The sequence below is a fragment of the Candidatus Peregrinibacteria bacterium genome (assembly GCA_016220175.1).
GTDB lineage: Bacteria > Patescibacteriota > Gracilibacteria > CAIRYL01 > CAIRYL01 > JACRHZ01.
The window spans coordinates 25,578-37,150 of the sequence record JACRHZ010000051.1; the positions used below are offsets into that span (position 1 = coordinate 25,578).

13 protein-coding genes are annotated in these 11,573 nt (G+C 39.2%); 7 read left to right on the forward strand and 6 right to left on the reverse strand.

The features are described 5' to 3' along the window. The first annotated feature begins 1 nt into the window (after position 1). Positions 2 to 709, forward strand: a complete 708-nt coding sequence (locus tag HZA38_04180) for an SHOCT domain-containing protein (GenBank protein ID MBI5414684.1) — start codon at positions 2 to 4, stop codon at positions 707 to 709. A gap of 98 nt (positions 710 to 807) precedes the next feature. Beyond that, positions 808 to 1,335, forward strand: coding sequence for a hypothetical protein (locus HZA38_04185; protein ID MBI5414685.1), 528 nt, complete (start codon positions 808 to 810; stop codon positions 1,333 to 1,335). Here HZA38_04185 and HZA38_04190 read toward each other — a convergent pair. Both HZA38_04190 and HZA38_04195 read right to left on the reverse strand, forming a co-directional pair. Next, entirely contained in the window at positions 1,332 to 1,994 is a 663-nt protein-coding gene (locus HZA38_04190; GenBank protein MBI5414686.1) for a polyphenol oxidase family protein, read from the reverse strand. The two genes, HZA38_04185 and HZA38_04190, sit on opposite strands and share 4 nt — an antisense overlap. Next, positions 1,991 to 2,794, reverse strand: coding sequence for an NAD(P)H-hydrate dehydratase (locus tag HZA38_04195; GenBank protein MBI5414687.1), 804 nt, complete (start codon positions 2,792 to 2,794; stop codon positions 1,991 to 1,993). Before HZA38_04195 ends, HZA38_04190 begins: the two co-directional genes overlap by 4 nt. Before the next feature lie 345 nt (positions 2,795 to 3,139). Between HZA38_04195 and HZA38_04200 the strand changes: the two genes are divergently transcribed. Continuing rightward, a complete protein-coding gene (locus HZA38_04200; protein ID MBI5414688.1) occupies positions 3,140 to 3,991 on the forward strand; it encodes a prohibitin family protein in 852 nt (283 codons plus the stop codon). 149 nt (positions 3,992 to 4,140) lie between these two features. On the opposite strand, the gene HZA38_04205 is transcribed toward HZA38_04200, so the two are convergent. Continuing rightward, entirely contained in the window at positions 4,141 to 5,646 is a 1,506-nt protein-coding gene (locus tag HZA38_04205) for a glutamine synthetase (protein ID MBI5414689.1), read from the reverse strand. A 253-nt stretch (positions 5,647 to 5,899) separates the two neighbouring features. Here HZA38_04205 and HZA38_04210 point away from each other — a divergent pair, with 253 nt between their 5' ends. Further along, positions 5,900 to 6,664, forward strand: a complete 765-nt coding sequence (locus tag HZA38_04210; GenBank protein ID MBI5414690.1) for a hypothetical protein — start codon at positions 5,900 to 5,902, stop codon at positions 6,662 to 6,664. 117 nt (positions 6,665 to 6,781) lie between these two features. Here HZA38_04210 and ndk read toward each other — a convergent pair whose 3' ends face one another. Next, entirely contained in the window at positions 6,782 to 7,252 is a 471-nt protein-coding gene (ndk, locus tag HZA38_04215) for a nucleoside-diphosphate kinase (GenBank protein ID MBI5414691.1), read from the reverse strand. Positions 7,253 to 7,383: 131 nt separating this feature from the next. Here ndk and folK point away from each other — a divergent pair, with 131 nt between their 5' ends. Then, entirely contained in the window at positions 7,384 to 7,884 is a 501-nt protein-coding gene (gene folK / locus HZA38_04220) for a 2-amino-4-hydroxy-6-hydroxymethyldihydropteridine diphosphokinase (GenBank protein MBI5414692.1), read from the forward strand. Positions 7,885 to 7,915: 31 nt separating this feature from the next. Next, positions 7,916 to 8,473 carry a hypothetical protein gene (locus HZA38_04225; GenBank protein MBI5414693.1) on the forward strand — a complete coding sequence of 186 codons (558 nt, stop codon included), beginning with the start codon at positions 7,916 to 7,918 and terminating at the stop codon, positions 8,471 to 8,473. A 98-nt stretch (positions 8,474 to 8,571) separates the two neighbouring features. On the opposite strand, the gene HZA38_04230 is transcribed toward HZA38_04225, so the two are convergent. After that, complete coding sequence (locus HZA38_04230) at positions 8,572 to 9,129, reverse strand: tRNA (adenine(22)-N(1))-methyltransferase TrmK (protein ID MBI5414694.1); 558 nt, start codon at positions 9,127 to 9,129, stop codon at positions 8,572 to 8,574. A gap of 10 nt (positions 9,130 to 9,139) precedes the next feature. Next, the gene (gene nrdR / locus HZA38_04235; GenBank protein MBI5414695.1) at positions 9,140 to 9,595 is read right to left on the reverse strand and encodes a transcriptional repressor NrdR; all 456 of its coding nucleotides are present in this window, start codon (positions 9,593 to 9,595) and stop codon (positions 9,140 to 9,142) included. A 181-nt stretch (positions 9,596 to 9,776) separates the two neighbouring features. Between nrdR and HZA38_04240 the strand changes: the two genes are divergently transcribed. After that, positions 9,777 to 11,237: a leucyl aminopeptidase family protein gene (locus HZA38_04240; GenBank protein ID MBI5414696.1), complete on the forward strand. Its 1,461-nt coding sequence runs from the start codon at positions 9,777 to 9,779 to the stop codon at positions 11,235 to 11,237. Positions 11,238 to 11,573 lie beyond the last annotated feature (336 nt).

The window sequence follows — 11,573 nt, forward strand, 5'->3', positions numbered from 1 at the left end:
TATGAAAAAAATATTCTCGTTCACACTATTAATTTTTGCCTTAAGTTTTTCTTTTCCCACTTTCTCATTCGCGCAAGGGATGATGAGCCTTTGGAACTCATCTTCCGATAATGCCAGTATACAAAGTCAGCAACAAGAAGAACAGGAGGGGAAATCTCTTTTGGATGAATTGAGCAATAAAACAGTTCCTTGTGCACAACTCAATGACTCAGATTTTGAGAAAATCGGTGAATATTTCATGGGGCAATCCATCGGAGACACAGGAAGGCATATCGTCATGAATGAAATGATGAAAAGAATGATGGGTGAAAAGGGCGAAGAACAGATGCACGCAGTTATGGGAAAGAGATCAAGCGGCTGTGATTCGTCCGCTGCCTTTCCTGAGCAGGATATCGGTTTTATGCCAATGGCATATATGATGGGTGGATTTACAAATCCATCTTCTTCAAATAATTATTTTACGAATCCGAACTCTATGATGAATTTCGGATTTTTACCCTTCGGCGGTTTTAGTTGGATTTTTATGATTCTCTGGTGGATCTTGATCATTGCGGGAATCGCTATGCTTGTTAAATGGCTCATGAGTCAATCTGGAGGAACACGATGGAATCATGAAAAAACATCGCTTGATATCTTGAAAGAAAGATACGCCAAAGGTGAGATTAATAAAAAAGAATTCGAAGAAAAAAGAAAGGATGTAGAGGCTTGATAATCGACTAATCTTTTCCCACAGCGAAGTCTCTGGAAAAAACAGGCAAGATGTGATACCCTAAGAAGAGATATACGAGTATTTTTCCTCTAATTGGTATGGGAGATGATCAAATATCAGTCGGGAGCGGAGCTTCTTCTCAGCAAGGTTCAGATCCATCTGCTAGCAAAAAAGTTGCTCCATCCGTCCAGAATCCTGCGGGAAATACTCCTCAGCGGATTGTTGCCGCCTCATCCCAAAGTGGAGCTACATCGAAGAGCAATGCAAATGCAGGTGTAGTTGTCCCAGAAGAAACAAAAAAGAAATTTCCAGATCTCGTAGAGCTCATCCTCGGAAGCGAATCCATGAATACAGAAGAGCGAAACTATTGGCTCCAGGTACTTCCGGTGATGAATCCAGATCAAGTAAAAGAACTCAGAGATATTCTCGAGACTGAGAAGAAGAAATTGGCGGCAATTGATGCAAAATATGCAGCAAAGCCACAAGCAGAAAAGAAAGTAGATATTGAAGAAGTCGAACGAAAGAAGAAGGAAGAAAGAGAAAAAAGAAAACAAGCAGAAATAACGCATCGTCGAGAAGAGGAAAAGAAAGCAGAAGGCCTTCTTTCTGAGTTGGGGAATCTTTAAATCGCAGAGAGAAGAGTGATAATCGCACCATTCCTTCCCGCTTCCCCTCTTCGATGACTCCAAAATCTTTTTTTTGGATCGGTATACGTACAAAATGTCGGCATTTCGATATGTTTTTCGAGTATTCCATTTTTGCAGAGTTGATTTTTTGCTATTTTCCAAAGATCAACTTGATATTCAGTATTCACGAATGGATGAAAAAATGCAGGAGTTTCTGCGAGCGGATTTGTGAATTCGAGAAGCTCAATGCTCGGAGAAAGTGCGATCAAAATATTTCGAGAATCAACTAAAAATTTGCCTTCCATTACAGCAATAACTTTCGGAAGAATACACTTTGCAATTCCTCGCCAGCCGGCGTGGACGGCTGCAATCGTTTTTGTTTGTGGATCAAAAAGAAGTGCAGCAATACAATCTGCAGTTTTTATGAGAAGTGGAATATTTTTTTTCTGAGTAACAAATGCATCTTTTCCCAAATATACTCCTGAAGTTTCAACAATTTCCACGGCATCGCTGTGAATTTGATCTGAGAATACTGGCGGATATTTTTTCAGATACTGAGCCTTGCTCCAGTCTTCCTTCGAAAAGTCGAATGGCTTTCCGAGAAATTCAGCAGAAATTTCGCGTGCATAAGACTTAAAAATTCTCGGTACTATTTTCATGAAACTCCAAAAAATTTTTTCGCCACTTTCGGAAAAACGGAAAGCATGTCTATTGCTGAAAAAGAAAGATGTGTCTGAGCGAGTTCTTCACCACATTTTCCCCAAAGGAATGCTCCTAATTCGGAAGAATTAAGAGAAGAAAGCCCCTGAGCAAAAAATCCGGCAACAATTCCAGCAAGAACATCTCCTGTTCCTCCAACACTCATTTCTGGGACGCCAGTTTTATTTTCGACAACTTCGCCATTTTTATTGGCAATAATGTCAACTCTCCCTTTTTTGAGAATTGTATAGGTATATTTTTTCGCCATTTCCTGAACAATTTTCGGTGTCGAATTTTTTCCAAAAAGCCTTTGGAATTCTCCTTCGTGAGGAGTCAAAATCCATTCTGATTTTTTTTTGATTGTTAAAATTTCAGGAATAAGCGCATCTGCATCAATCACGGCGGGAATGTTCACATTGGTGAGAATATCCAGAATCGCGGCATGAGTTTCTGGATGTTTTCCGAGTCCATTTCCGAGGACAAGAACATCGGCAGTTTTTGCTCGCTCGAGAATACTCTGAACATTGGATAAAGTAAGATGTGGTTTTCCAAAAGAATGCACAATAAAATTGAAGCTCGCCATTTTTGTGACCATCGCTTGAGCTTCAGGAACAAAGAGCGAGACAAGATCAACGCCGCTTTTTTCAGCTCCCAGTGCAGCCAAAATCGGAGCGCCATGGAATACTTCACTTCCGCCGATAATGAGAATTTTTCCGTGATCGCCTTTGTGAGCATCCAAATTTCGGACAGGGAACTTCATGTATGTAGTCTGCCATAACTCCAAAAACAGATCACGTAAAAAGTCAAAAATATTTCCTTTTCACTTTTCCAAAAAAATGACAAAATCACACCTGTCATGGAAAAAAAGATTCTTAAAAAATGGCTCATATATTTTCTCATTCTTCTTGCGATCCTTATTCTTTTGGGAGCGCAGGGGATCATCTTAATTCTGATTTTTGCATGGATGTTTTTTCCCAGAGTTTTTTCGAAGATATTTGCTGAAATGAAAACTAAATTTCCCAAAAAAGGAATTGATATTTCAGAGTTTCAATCCTCCGAAAAACCCTCATCTCGTCCTTCTTTTTCCTCATTTTTCCCACCTTTTATGTCTCCCTTTCAGCTGAATGTGAAAGTAGTCGTCGGCATAGTAGCGACACTTCTCGTCATTTTTATTATTATTGATGGACTTGTAAGTGTTCCGATTGGTCACGTTGCCGTTATTTATGATCGAACAAGAGGAGTTCTCAAAGAAGAACTTCCAGAAGGACTGCATCTCAAAATCCCATTTTGGCAGGTTGCCACCATCGTGGACACGCGTTTACAGGAGTACACCATGAGCATCGCCACAGAGGAAGGAAGAATTCGAGGAGATGATTCCATTGAGGCTCTCACGAAAGATGGTCAAACCGTCTGGATTGATGCGACTGTTCGATATCGCATTCAGCCTGATAAAGCCTCAGATATACTCCATGAAATCGGTTCTGATTATGATGGGATAATTATCCGCCCAGAAGTGAGGAGCATTATTCGGGAAATAATCACTGGTTACGAATCAAAACAACTCTTTCTGCTCGAATCACGCCAAGAAGCCGCAAAAGAAATGCAAGAAAAGTTACAAGCTCGATATGCATTACATGATATTATTCTTGATACGCTTCTTCTCAGAAATGTTCAGTTTTCAGAAGTGTATTTAAATGCTATTGAAGAAAAACAAGTGGCAGAACAAAAAATTCAAAAAGCAGAATTCGAAAGACAAGAGGCGGAAATTCAGAAAAAGACGAAAATTATTGAAGCCGAAGGAGAATCCGAATCAATCAGACTCAAAGGTGAAGCTCTTTCAAAAAGCCCAGAAGTGATTCAACTTGAATTTGTCCAAAAAATGGCGCCCCAAATTAACTGGGGAATTCTTCCAGATGGCGCTATCCCACTTCTTGATGTGGGAAAACTCCAGAATTAATTTTTCATAACCACACTTTTGAGAAGCAGTAAGCGGTAAGCAATCAGCAGTAAGCCTAATTTTTACAACACTTATTGCCTACTGCTTATTGCTTTCCCGTTCTTATTTGCATATAAGAAAATAGGCAGCATTTTTATTAAGAATTGGTATTAAAACTTTTTCCAAATCTCCTGATTTCTCACTTCGTGGTGATAGATGACTTCTGCTGTTTTCACCTTTATTCCGAGAAGTTCAGGGCTTCTCATCGCCGTTTCTTTCTTGATGGCATAATACTTTTCATGATTTTCTTCACCCATAATGTATTCCATAAACTTTGACTTATGGAATGCTCTGAGGGCATCAGCAATATTTCCAAAAAGTTTCGGAAAAGGTTTTTTAGTGAGCACTTTTGACATTTCTGCATATTCTTTGTCCGAAGAACGAATTCCTAAAAGACCTGCATGAATAAGACTGAAATTGGTGAGATAAGGATTGGCATCTGGTGCGACAGAACGGACTTCAATTCGAGCAGATTTCTCATTTCCGATGGGAATTCGCACCATTGATCCGCGATCTCGTGGAGACATCTTGATCTCATTTGGAGCTTCAAAACGCGGGTCGAGCCTTCGGTACGAATTTACACTTGGACAAATAACGAGGCAGAGATCTTTTGCATAATGAAGGATTCCAGTAATAAAACGGTGTGCGACATCTGAAATGGCATTCATTTGAGTGGCACTATAGAAAGCGTTTTTTCCATTTTTTGAGATGCTCATATTCGTGTGCATTCCGCTTCCATTTATCCCCATCACTGGCTTTGGAAGAAAGCTTGCGGTCATTTCCATGAGTTTCGCAACCTGACGAGCAGTAAGTTTATAGAGTTGAATTTCATCACATGCAGTAAGAACATCTGTGTATTTAAAATTAATTTCAAATTGTGACGGAGCAACCTCTCCGTGATCCTTTTCATTTTCAAACCCCATGGCCCTTTGCGCTTCTGCAACGGTATCAATAAATTTTCGAAGACGATCCTGAGGAAGTGCATAAAAATATCCTCCACGAGTAGCAAGTTTGAATCCGTGAGCGCTAGAAAAATTCTGTTCTGCATCTATTCCTTCAAATGCAAATCCTTCAATTTCTGGCGCCATGTTCACCGTATATCCTTCCTTTTTTTGGAGCTCCATCGTGAGCATCTTGAGTCTCCCACGGAAATCTGCAGCATACGGAGATCCATTCTGATTCAAGACAAAGCTGAACATAAGAATTTTTCCAGGACCAAAAATATCTGCGGGAAGAATTCGAAATGTTCCCCAGTCTGGAGCAAGTCTGAGATCTGATTGCATTTGAGCGCTAAATCCAACAATGGATGACCCATCAAAAGTAAGGTTGTCATAAGAACTCAGAAAATATTTTTTATCATAGTCAAGCATGTGGAAGCGTCCTTCAATATCACTAAACCCGACAGTAACAGCTTTTATTCTTTTTTCTGACTGCAAGTATTTGAGAACCTTGTCTTTCAAAAAATCTTCGGATTTCCCGGAAGTGGCGAGCTTTTTCATTTCGAGATTTATTTCTTCGAGTTCAGAATATGAAAGAGCCAAGAAATCTCTGAGGGATGATGGGGAAACAAGTGGAACATCGTGGGAAGAATTTTCTCTTAACGCAGATTCTTTCATAAATTTTTCATAAACCGCTTCGAGGTGGTTTTTGAGTGCTTCGGAAGAAGAAACAGAAGCCTGATCGTTTGACATAGGAAAAAAGAAAAATGAAAAAATTCGCGCTGATTGTACGCCGAAAATTTTGGCAATCAAGCTTTCAAACAAGGAAAAATCGTCTTGTAGAAATTTTCTACAACAGTATAATTACGGAGAAAAGTCACAAAAAATTGATAAAATTTCCTCGCTGTTTGGAAAAATTTCAAGTTGACACATGGAGATAAATATTCTCATTAAAAAACTCACTGCAATTGGTCTTTCGGAAAGTGAAGCGCGTGTCTACATCGCTGCGCTCGAAGCTGGGACAAGTCCCGTTTCTGCAATCGCGGAAAAAGCCAATCTCAATCGAGTGACCACATATAGCATTCTCAAGCGTCTTTTTCATGAGGGAATTGTTGGTGTGAATGAACAAAAAGGAATGAGATTTTTTACTGCGGCCGACCCCAAAGTGTTTGTGGAAGATGTGGAGCAAAAAGCAAAAAATCTCACGGAAGAGCTCCCGAACCTCCTCGCACTTATTGGCGGGCAAGGGCTTCGCCCGAGAGTTCAATTTTTTGAGGGTCTCGAAGGTGTTCAAAAAGCCTATAAAGAAACACTTACAGCAAAAACAGAAATCCTGAATTATGCAAATTCAAAAAACATTCGAATTCATTGGCCGAATTATGATGAAGAATATGTTTCGGTACGGAAGAATAACAAGATTTTTTTACGCGGACTTTTTCCAGATGATCCTTATGGAAAGCGCGTTCAGAGAGAAGACCAGAAATATTTTCGAGAAACAAGGCTTCTTCCGAATCGACATTTTCGAGTGGAAAATGAAATCAAAATTTATGACGACAATGTTTTTATCGCTTCATTTGATCCGAATACTTTTGCCATCATTATTCACTCTTCTGCCGTAGCAGAAACGCAGCGGCAAATTTTTGAAATCGCGTGGGAACATGCGGTGGCGAAACCAAAGATCAAGGGAAAAATGTGAGAAATCGGAATAGTATTTCCTGAAATTTTTAATTTTTAATTTTAAATTTTGAAATTTTTAAATAAATCTTAATGTCTAATTTTTAATGTTTAAAAATTAAGATTTAAAAATTAGAATTTATCTTTCCTCGTGCTCATCCTTTGAATATACGTGCAAATATTCTGATTTTCTATACTCAAACAGTTCATTATTATTAAAAAATCGAGGGACTTCATCCTTCGCCGCTTCGAGAGAATCAGAAGCATGAACCACATTGCACTGCACGCTCATCGCAAGATCCCCACGAATAGTCCCCGCATCGGCTTCGCGAGCCTTTGTAATTCCACAGATTTTACGAACAGCATTCACCGCTTCAAGTCCTTCCCAACATTGTACAATAACAGGAGAACTCTTCATAAATTCACAAATACCAGGGAAGAATGGCTTATCGGCAATGTGTGCATAGTGCTCTCTGAGGACAGCATCTTCTAAGGTCATCATTTTTGTTCCGAGAAGCTTGAGACCTTTCTTTTCAAATCGAGAAGTGATCTCTCCAATAAGACCACGCTGAATGGCATCGGGCTTAATAATGACAAGTGTGCGTTCCATAAAGAAAATATTAAGAGAGGAAAATCAAAAATATTTTTTCAGGATTAGAGGAAAAGTGCAACGATTTCTCTCTCAACTTTTAAATTTTAAATTTTTGGCATACATTTCACCTACCAGTTTTGTATTTTTGAATGACTCAGAACTCCCACATTTTTCTTTCTCTTGGCTCAAACGTTGGAAATCGCGAGGAATACGTCCAAAAAGCGATTTTGTCCATCGGGAAACTCGGAAATATTCTTCACATTTCTTCACTATGGGAAACTCTTCCGTGGGGAGAAAAAGATCAAGATCGGTTTCTAAATCTTGTTCTTGAAATGGAAACAAGTCATGCGCCTCAGCAGTTTTTACAAGAAATTCTTACCATTGAAAAAAAACTTGGAAGAAAAAGGACAAAAAAGTGGGGACCAAGAGAAATCGACATCGATATTCTCTTTTGGAATAACGAAATCATCGCAACAAAAGATCTTTCCATTCCTCATCCATTTGCCCACATGAGGGCATTTGTGGTTGCTCCTCTTTTAGAAATTTGTCCAAAATATAATTTTCCAAACGGCGTAAGCGCAAAGAAGTATTGGAATAATCTTTCAGACGAGGAAAAAAAGAGTGTCGAAAAATATGCTGCCTTAAAATAAATTCTTTTGAAATGATCTTTCTTAGAGTATAATGGTCGCTGTTTCTGATCATCATTTTTCTATGGAACTCTCCTGGAAGAGCATCTCAGAGAATCTTCGAATGCAAGCTCAAAGCGGGAGCATTTTGCTTCTTGCAGCAATTGCAGTTTCTGCAATGTCACTCACGACCATAAGTCTTGGATATTTGGTAATGGGAACTTCGGAATCAGGAGAAGAATTGGAACGCGCCACAGAGGGATTTTTTGCGCTGGATACTGTTTTAGAAATGTCTCTGTATGACGCAACTGTCCATGGAGAAGGATATAGAGTCGCTTCAGAAGATTATAGCGCGGTTGCATTTGGGGCGAGAGATCAGGGGGCTTCAGATTGGGAACTCAAAAGTCAAGCACACATTGTTGTTGCGGGCGAAACAATATATACAACAGTCCCTTCATATAATACAGTCCCTCCACGACCAATTCAATTTATGGTCTATCCCTCAGAAGGACTTGGAGATTCGCTCAAAGATCCAAACTGGAATTCTATTCCTTCGGGCGGAAAAAATGTAGTCCCTCTCTATGTCGATAATACGGGAAAACCTCTTCCTTAGTGTAATGATGGAATAAATAACGATGCAGACGCATTGGTAGACTATCCTGACGATACTGAATGTAGCGATGCAAATGATAATGATGAAAACTCCTAAGATTATTTACAGAAAGCCACAGTCATCATGTCACTTGCATCAAGAAGAATGTCAAAAAAGAAAAACTCAAATTCACGATTTCTAAGTTTTGTAAACGCTTCCATTTTTTTTGGAAATTTTGCGGTATTATCTACGAGAATAATTCCGCGGGGAAAAAGGTGTTTTTTTGCGAATTCAAAGAATTCATGGGTTCTATTTTTCTGACCATCGATAAAGATAAGATCAAATTTTTCATGTTCATCGAGAACATTCACGGCATCTCCAAAACGAAAATCAACATATTTTGAAAGATGCACTTTTGAAAGATTCTCTTGAGCTTCTTCAAAGCTCGGCTGAGAAACGTCGGACGTTACGAGTTTTCCTCCAGCATCTCGTAATGCATCTGCGAGAAAAATAGTAGAGAAGCCATTTGCACACCCAATCTCAAAAACATTTTTTGCACCAATGATTCTTAAAAAGAATTGTAAAATATGCCCAGAAGAAATGGAAATATTCGGAATATTTCGAGAAATTCCATCACGCTTCATCTGCTCGAGAAATCTCAAAAGTTCAGGAGACATGAGGAAATAATTATTTTTGAGGAGAGGAAAATAATTTTGAAATTTCATCCTTAAAATCTTCGACATCCTTGAAACTTCGATATACACTCGCAAATCGAATAAAGGCTACATGATCGAGTTTTTTGAGTTCAACCATGAGATCTTCACCAATTTTTTGAGAAGTAATTTCCTTGCCTCCTCCCCATCCCTCCAGAAGTCTTGCGAGAGTTTCTTCAACTTGCTCACGGGTTACTGGTCTTTTGCTGCAGGCAATCCACACACTATGTTCAAGTTTTTCACGTGAAAATGGTTCTCGTGTTCCATTGTTTTTTACCACGATAAGTCCGGTAGTTTCGATTCGCTCAAAAGTGGTAAAACGATGAAGACATTTTTCGCATTCACGCCTCCTTCGCACACTTCGTCCCTCATCCGTAACACGCGAATCAATAACACGCGTATCAATGTTTTTACATTTTATACACTGCATATAAATAAAAAAACAAGTACTCTTTTCTGCCGAAAATATACACGAGAAAATAGAGAAGCACAAAGTACAAAACTTAAATGAAATACCTACGAAAAAAATCAAAAAAACATTCGCTAAGGAAAATAATTTCGAGTATTATAAAGAGGACGACAATTATCCACAATTTATTTTTCATGTAATTATGATCTCATTTGATATCGCTCCTCGAATAAATCGACGGAAACAAGCAGTTTTTTTCCCGTTTTTTAAAGAAGATGCAAAAAAATCCCTACGAAAGGCTTTTCGGGGACTCTCTTCTGTCCAAAAAAGAGCAGTTCGAAAAACATTAGAGTCAGGACGATTTCCCGCTTCAGGAGTTCTCCCTGTATTCTCAAATGATGCTCCTGTTTTTATCCAACTTCTCGGAGAGAAAAAAAAATTCACAACACGAGAGGCAAGAGAGATAGGAGAAAGCCTCCATTCCACTGCTGCAAAATTTGAGGTGGAACAAGCTGCAGCTCTTTCCGGAGTTTTAAAAAAAGACCAATGGAAAGCTTTCCAAGAAGGGATCGTGCTCGGGCTCTATGAATTTGTTCACTGGAAAGGGGCAAAAAAATCTGAAGACTCAAAAAAGAAAAATGAGAAAGAAAAAAAACTTTCTCATGTACAAATTGTTGGACCGAAAGATGCATCCTGGGAAAAACAATTAAAAACTCTTTTTGAAGCCGTAAAATATACAAAGGATTTAATCAATGAACCTCCGAACGTTGCAACTCCGAGTTATTTGGAAAAAATAGCTCGTGAAATCACAAAAAACCTTTCTCATGTCTCCATCGAAGTTCTCAGAGAAAAAGAACTTATCAAACTTGGATGTGGTGGAATTCTTGCGGTTGGTTTGGGGAGTGAGGAAGAATCACGACTTCTTCTTCTCAAGTATTCTGGAGGAAAAAAAGAGGCACCACTCGCTCTCGTCGGGAAAGGGGTGACATATGATAGCGGTGGACTCAACACCAAAGGACAATATATGCGGACGATGAAACAAGATTTGGGTGGCGCGGCAACAGTGCTTGGCGCTTTTTTTGCACTCGCAAAAACCAAAGTGAAAAAAAATATTATTGCAGCCATCCCTGCTGTTGAAAATCTCATTAGTGCAAAATCCTACAAACCGGATGATGTTCTCCGAATGTATAATGGGAAAACTGTTGAAATCACGAATACTGATGCTGAAGGACGACTTATTCTTGCAGATGCGCTTGCATACGTAGAAAAACGCTATTCTCCACGGGCAATAGTAGATATGGCGACTCTTACCGGAGGCTGTGTGTATGCCGTGGGAAACGATATTGTCGCTCTCCTTGGAAAAAATTCTCAAATGGTTGCCGCACTTTTGGAATCTTCGAAGTCTGTTGATGAACCGCTTTGGGAACTCCCGATCCACGATCGCTATGAACAGAATCTTGAATCAAAGATAGCAGACATTGTAAATGCTTCAGGGAAAATGAAAGCGATGGTAATTGAAGGAGCGCTCTTCCTTCAGCATTTTGTTACAGAGAAAACACCATGGTGTCATCTTGATATCGCCTCTGTGACGTTTGATGAAAATTTAGGAATGGCAACCGGAAGAAATGTGCGCCTTCTTTGGGATTTTGTGGAAAAATATTAGGGAAACTCTGATAAATGCGAACTACTTCGTCATCTGCGACCAAAAATTCCTCGCCGTACATTGAGTACGACTGCGGATTTTTGGTCTTGATTCCTCGTATTTCATCATTTCTCAGAGTTTCCGTGTTCCTGCTTTCTCTGTGATGATCTTTACTTTTTTCTATTTATCAGTATTTCCTTAGCTCGTTACAATTTCGGATCAGGCAATAATTTGCTGGACTGATGTAGAATGGGGGAGGATTTTTTTTGGAGGTATGAATATTCAAGAACAAGAATTTCTTCAGCTTTTTCTTCCTGAAGGAATTCTGCAGTGGTTTGATGTGATACAAGGAGAAAA

Bases quoted from the DNA above. Each gene is read 5' to 3' on its own strand.
- HZA38_04205 (MBI5414689.1), bottom strand. From the start codon at position 5,646: ATGAAAGAATCTGCGTTAAGAGAAAATTCTTCCCACGATGTTCCACTT.
- ndk (MBI5414691.1), bottom strand. From the start codon at position 7,252: ATGGAACGCACACTTGTCATTATTAAGCCCGATGCCATTCAGCGTGGT.
- folK (MBI5414692.1), top strand. From the start codon at position 7,384: ATGACTCAGAACTCCCACATTTTTCTTTCTCTTGGCTCAAACGTTGGA.
- HZA38_04230 (MBI5414694.1), bottom strand. From the start codon at position 9,129: ATGTCTCCTGAACTTTTGAGATTTCTCGAGCAGATGAAGCGTGATGGA.
- HZA38_04185 (MBI5414685.1), top strand. From the start codon at position 808: ATGGGAGATGATCAAATATCAGTCGGGAGCGGAGCTTCTTCTCAGCAA.
- HZA38_04240 (MBI5414696.1), top strand. From the start codon at position 9,777: ATGATCTCATTTGATATCGCTCCTCGAATAAATCGACGGAAACAAGCA.
- HZA38_04190 (MBI5414686.1), bottom strand. From the start codon at position 1,994: ATGAAAATAGTACCGAGAATTTTTAAGTCTTATGCACGCGAAATTTCT.
- nrdR (MBI5414695.1), bottom strand. From the start codon at position 9,595: ATGCAGTGTATAAAATGTAAAAACATTGATACGCGTGTTATTGATTCG.
- HZA38_04225 (MBI5414693.1), top strand. From the start codon at position 7,916: ATGGTCGCTGTTTCTGATCATCATTTTTCTATGGAACTCTCCTGGAAG.
- HZA38_04200 (MBI5414688.1), top strand. From the start codon at position 3,140: ATGTCTCCCTTTCAGCTGAATGTGAAAGTAGTCGTCGGCATAGTAGCG.
- HZA38_04180 (MBI5414684.1), top strand. From the start codon at position 2: ATGAAAAAAATATTCTCGTTCACACTATTAATTTTTGCCTTAAGTTTT.
- HZA38_04195 (MBI5414687.1), bottom strand. From the start codon at position 2,794: ATGAAGTTCCCTGTCCGAAATTTGGATGCTCACAAAGGCGATCACGGA.
- HZA38_04210 (MBI5414690.1), top strand. From the start codon at position 5,900: ATGGAGATAAATATTCTCATTAAAAAACTCACTGCAATTGGTCTTTCG.